Raw genomic sequence first — 4,349 nt, forward strand, 5'->3', positions numbered from 1 at the left:
GCTTCGGAGCGCACGCGTTCGGTGACGTCCAGCGACAACACCAGGCGCATGCCCTCGCCGTATTCGCGCACGATGATGGACAGCGTGCCCGGCCCGCGGCCATTGCCCAGCACCAGGGATTCGGCAAAGTTGCCGGCCTGCAGGTAGGCGACGAAGGCCGGCGCACGCACGAGATTGGTAATGCGCTGGCGCAGGTCGCGCTGCGGGTCCAGCGAGAAATGGTCGGCCGCAACGCGGTTGCACCAGACGATCTGCTCCTGCGGGTCCAGCATCAGCACGCCATTGGGCGAAGCCTCGATGGCGGACAGGAACTGCTCCAGTTCCAGCCGGGCGCGCGCCACGCTGCGATCGCGGTCGCGCACGGCGCGCTCGATGCGGTAGCCGACCTCGCCCCACAAACCGGTGTCGCGCGGCGCGTTCTCGAGCTGGTTGCCGCGCAGCCAGCTCAGCAGGCGATGGCCCCGCACCGCGTCGACCAGCAGGGTCAGCACGACGCCGCTGACGACACCGATGCCAAGGCCCAGGCTGTCGATGCCAGTCGTCGTACGAACCACCACGCCAATGACAAACCCGATCAATGCGGCCACGAGGGCCATCAGCAGTCGGGGCAATAACCAGGTCATGTAGGGCGGGAAAAGCTCAAGCGGAGAGCGCGCTGCTCTGTTGGGTCAGTCGGTAACCGGCACCGCGGACGGTCTCGATCATGCGCGCGCATTGCACGCGCTCCAATGCTTCGCGCAGGCGCTTGACGTGGACGTCGATGGTGCGCTCCTCGATGAAGACATGGTCGCCCCAGACGCGGTCCAGCAGCTGCGAGCGGCTGTGCACACGTTCCGGATGAGTCATCAGGAAGTGCAGCAGGCGGAATTCAGTGGGGCCGAGCTTGACCTCATTGCCCTCACGGCTGACGCGGCGCGTGCCCGGGTCCAGCAGCAGCGGGCCAACCTCGACCGCGCTGTCCAGCGCCTCGGGCGCCTTGCGGCGCAGCACTGCACGGATGCGCGCCAGCAGCTCATTCGTTGAGAAGGGCTTGGTGATGTAGTCGTCGGCACCCGCGTCGAGGCCGGCGATCTTGTCGCCCTCCTCGGCGCGCGCCGTCAGCATGATGACGGGCAGCTCCTTGGTGCGGGCCACGCCGCGCCACTGGCGAGCCAGGGCCACGCCGCTCTGGCCGGGCAGCATCCAGTCCAGCACCACCAGATCGGGCAGCACGCGGTCCACTTCGTACTGAGCCTGCGTGGCACTGCCGGCGATCGTCACCTCGAAACCGGCATGGCGCAGGTTGATGGAAATCAGCTCAGCAATCGCCGATTCGTCTTCAACAACAAGGACTCGGCTCATGATCAGCGCACCATCGTTTCAACTGCCTCGGGCGAGTTGTGTCGCACGTCCTGGCCCTTGACGACGTAGATGACGACCTCGGCCAGGTTCTTGGCGTGGTCGCCGACGCGCTCGATCGCCTTGGCGACGAAGACAAGGTCGATGGACGAGGAGATGGTGCGCGGGTCTTCCATCATGTAGGTGATGAGCTTGCGCAGCAGGCCGTCGAATTCCTTGTCGATCTCGTCGTCGTGCTTGAGCACGTCCAGCGCCCGCTCCACGTCCAGGCGCGCAAAGGCGTCGAGCGACTTGCGCAACTGGGTGGTGGCGAGCTCGGCTTCGAAGCTCAGGTCGGACATCGGCAAGCGCATGCGGCTCGACACGCCGCTGGCCACCAGGCGCTGCACGGTGCGGGCGATGCGCGCCGCCTCGTCGCCGACGCGCTCGAGGTTGGCAATGCTCTTGCTGATGGCGATCAGCAGGCGCAGGTCGCGGGCCGTCGGCTGGCGGCGCGCGATGATGGTCGAGAGATCGCGGTCGATCTCGATTTCCATCGTGTTGACGCGGCTTTCCTTGGTCAGCACTTCATCGGCCGATGCGGCGCTGAAGTCCACCAGCGCCTGCACGGCCTGCGCCACCTGGGCCTCCACGAGGCCGCCCATTTCGAGCACGCGGGTCGAGATGCCGCTGAGCTCGGCATCGAACTGGGTCGAGAGATGTTTGTCCACCATACCGTCCTCCTTGATCAGCCGAAGCGGCCGGTGATGTAGTCCTCGGTGTCCTTGCGCTTGGGCTTCATGAAGAGCTCAGCGGTCGGTCCGAATTCGATCAGGTCGCCCAGGTACATATAGGCCGTGTAGTCCGAGCAGCGCGCGGCCTGCTGCATGTTGTGAGTCACGATGGCCACCGTATAGTCGGCCTTGAGCTCGTGGATGAGCTCCTCGATCTTGCCGGTGGAGATCGGGTCCAGCGCCGAGCAGGGCTCGTCGAGCAGCAGCACCTCGGGCTTGATGGCAATGCCGCGTGCGATGCACAGGCGTTGCTGCTGGCCGCCGGACAGGCCGGAGCCGCTCTGGTTGAGCTTGTCCTTCACCTCACCCCAGAGGGCGGCCTTCTTCAGCGCCCACTCCACGCGCTCGTCCATCTCCACGCGCGGCAGCGTCTCGAACAGCTTCACGCCGAAGGCGATGTTGTCGTAGATGGACATCGGGAAGGGCGTGGGCTTCTGGAAGACCATGCCAATCTTGGCGCGGATCAGCGAGACGTCGTCCTTGCTGGACAGGATGTCGTCGCCGTCGAGCAGGATCTGGCCTTCGGCACGTTGCTCGGGGTAGAGCTGGAACATGCGGTTCAGCGTGCGCAGCAGCGTGCTCTTGCCGCAGCCCGACGGGCCGATGAAGGCGGTGACCTTCTTCTCGGGGATGTCCAGGTTGATGTTCTTCAGCGCGTGGAAGCTGCCGTAGAAGAAATTCAGGTTGCGCACCGAGAGTTTGGCGCGCTCGCCCACGGGCGTTTCGATCTTGGCGTCCATGTGGGTCAGTCCTTAGTGTTTGTTCTTGAAGAGCACGCGGGCCAGGATGTTCAGCAGCAGCACGCCCACGGTGATCAGGAAGACGCCGGCCCAGGCCAGCTTCTGCCAGTTCTCGTAGGGGCTCATTGCGAACTTGAAGATGGTGACCGGCAGGCTGGCCATCGGCGAGCTGATGTCGCTGGTCCAGAACTGGTTGGACAGCGCCGTGAACAGCAGCGGTGCGGTCTCGCCGGACACGCGAGCCAGGGCCAGCAGGATGCCGGTGAGGACGCCAGCGCGGGCCGCCTTCAGCGTGATGGTCAGGATGACCTTCCACTTCGGCGTGCCCAGGGCGTAGGCGGCTTCGCGCAACGCGTTGGGTACCAGGCTGAGCATGTTCTCGGTCGTGCGGATGACGACCGGGATGACGAGTAGCGCCAGGGCCAGCGCGCCGGCCATGCCGGAGAAGCTCTTCAGCTTGGCCACGACCATCGCGTAGACGAACAGCCCGACGACGATGGACGGCGCAGACAGCAGGATGTCGTTGATGAATCGCACCGCGCTGCCCAGCCAGGTCTTCTGTCCGTACTCCGCCAGATAGACACCGGCCAGGATGCCGACCGGTGTGCCGATCAGCGTGGCCAGGCCCACCATGACGAAGCTGCCGAAGATGGCGTTGGCCAGGCCTCCACCCTCGCCCTGCGGCGGCGGCGTCATCTCGGTGAAGGTGGACAGGGTCAGGCCGCCGATGCCGAGGTAGATGGTCTCGAACAGGATCCAGACCAGCCAGAACACACCGAAGCCCATGGCGCCCAGGGACAGCGCCAGCGCGATGACATTGGTGCGCTTGCGCTTCTTGTGCATCGCCAGCCGGCGAGCGTCGAGGGTGGTTGAGCTCATGAACGGGCTCCTTCGCTCTTCTTCAGGCGCATCAGCAGCAGCTTGGAGATGGTCAGCACGACAAAGGTGATCAGGAAGAGGACGAGGCCGAGGTACATCAGCGAAGCCTGGTGCAGGCCCTCGCCGGCTTCCGCGAACTCGTTGGCCAGCGTGGACGTGATGCTGTTGGCGGCCTCGAAGACCGACAGCGAGTTCAGCTGGTTCATGTTGCCGATGACGAAGGTGACGGCCATCGTCTCACCGAGCGCGCGCCCGAGACCCAGCATGACGCCGCCGACGACCCCGGTCTTGGTGTAGGGCAGCACGACGCGGGAGACGACCTCCCAGGTCGTCGCGCCCAGGCCGTAGGCGGACTCCTTCAGCATCGGCGGCGTGACCTCGAAGACGTCGCGCATCACCGAGGCGATGAAGGGAATGATCATGATCGCCAGGATGATGCCGGCCGACAGGATGCCGATGCCCACCGGCGGGCCCGACACCAGCGAACCCAGAAAGGGCACGCCGTTGAGCATCGCCTGCAAGGGCGCCTGCACGAAGGTGGCCAGGATGGGGCCGAACACCAGCAGGCCCCACATGCCGTAGACGATGGAGGGCACGGCAGCCAGCAGCTCGATGGCGA

6 protein-coding genes are annotated in these 4,349 nt (G+C 65.4%); all 6 read right to left on the reverse strand.

What is annotated here, in order from left to right:
- A partial coding sequence (locus tag ACXJKR_RS25530; RefSeq protein ID WP_457325193.1) for a phosphate regulon sensor protein PhoR occupies window positions 1-623 on the reverse strand: 623 nt, incomplete at its 3' end.
- Window positions 624-639: 16 nt separating this feature from the next.
- On the reverse strand, window positions 640-1,341 hold the full coding sequence (phoB, locus tag ACXJKR_RS25535; RefSeq protein ID WP_056195477.1) for a phosphate regulon transcriptional regulator PhoB: 702 nt from the start codon (window positions 1,339-1,341) through the stop codon (window positions 640-642).
- Between the two features lie 2 nt (window positions 1,342-1,343).
- Window positions 1,344-2,051 (reverse strand): phosphate signaling complex protein PhoU, encoded by a 708-nt coding sequence (gene phoU, locus ACXJKR_RS25540; protein WP_056195475.1) that lies wholly within the window; start codon window positions 2,049-2,051, stop codon window positions 1,344-1,346.
- Between the two features lie 14 nt (window positions 2,052-2,065).
- Complete coding sequence (gene pstB, locus ACXJKR_RS25545) at window positions 2,066-2,851, reverse strand: phosphate ABC transporter ATP-binding protein PstB (protein WP_056195472.1); 786 nt, start codon at window positions 2,849-2,851, stop codon at window positions 2,066-2,068.
- A gap of 12 nt (window positions 2,852-2,863) precedes the next feature.
- Window positions 2,864-3,730 carry a phosphate ABC transporter permease PstA gene (gene pstA / locus ACXJKR_RS25550; protein ID WP_457325194.1) on the reverse strand — a complete coding sequence of 289 codons (867 nt, stop codon included), beginning with the start codon at window positions 3,728-3,730 and terminating at the stop codon, window positions 2,864-2,866.
- A partial coding sequence (gene pstC / locus ACXJKR_RS25555) for a phosphate ABC transporter permease subunit PstC (RefSeq protein ID WP_457325195.1) occupies window positions 3,727-4,349 on the reverse strand: 623 nt, incomplete at its 5' end. The genes pstC and pstA, both read right to left, overlap by 4 nt.

It is taken from the genome of Roseateles sp. P5_E11, from assembly GCF_054049355.1.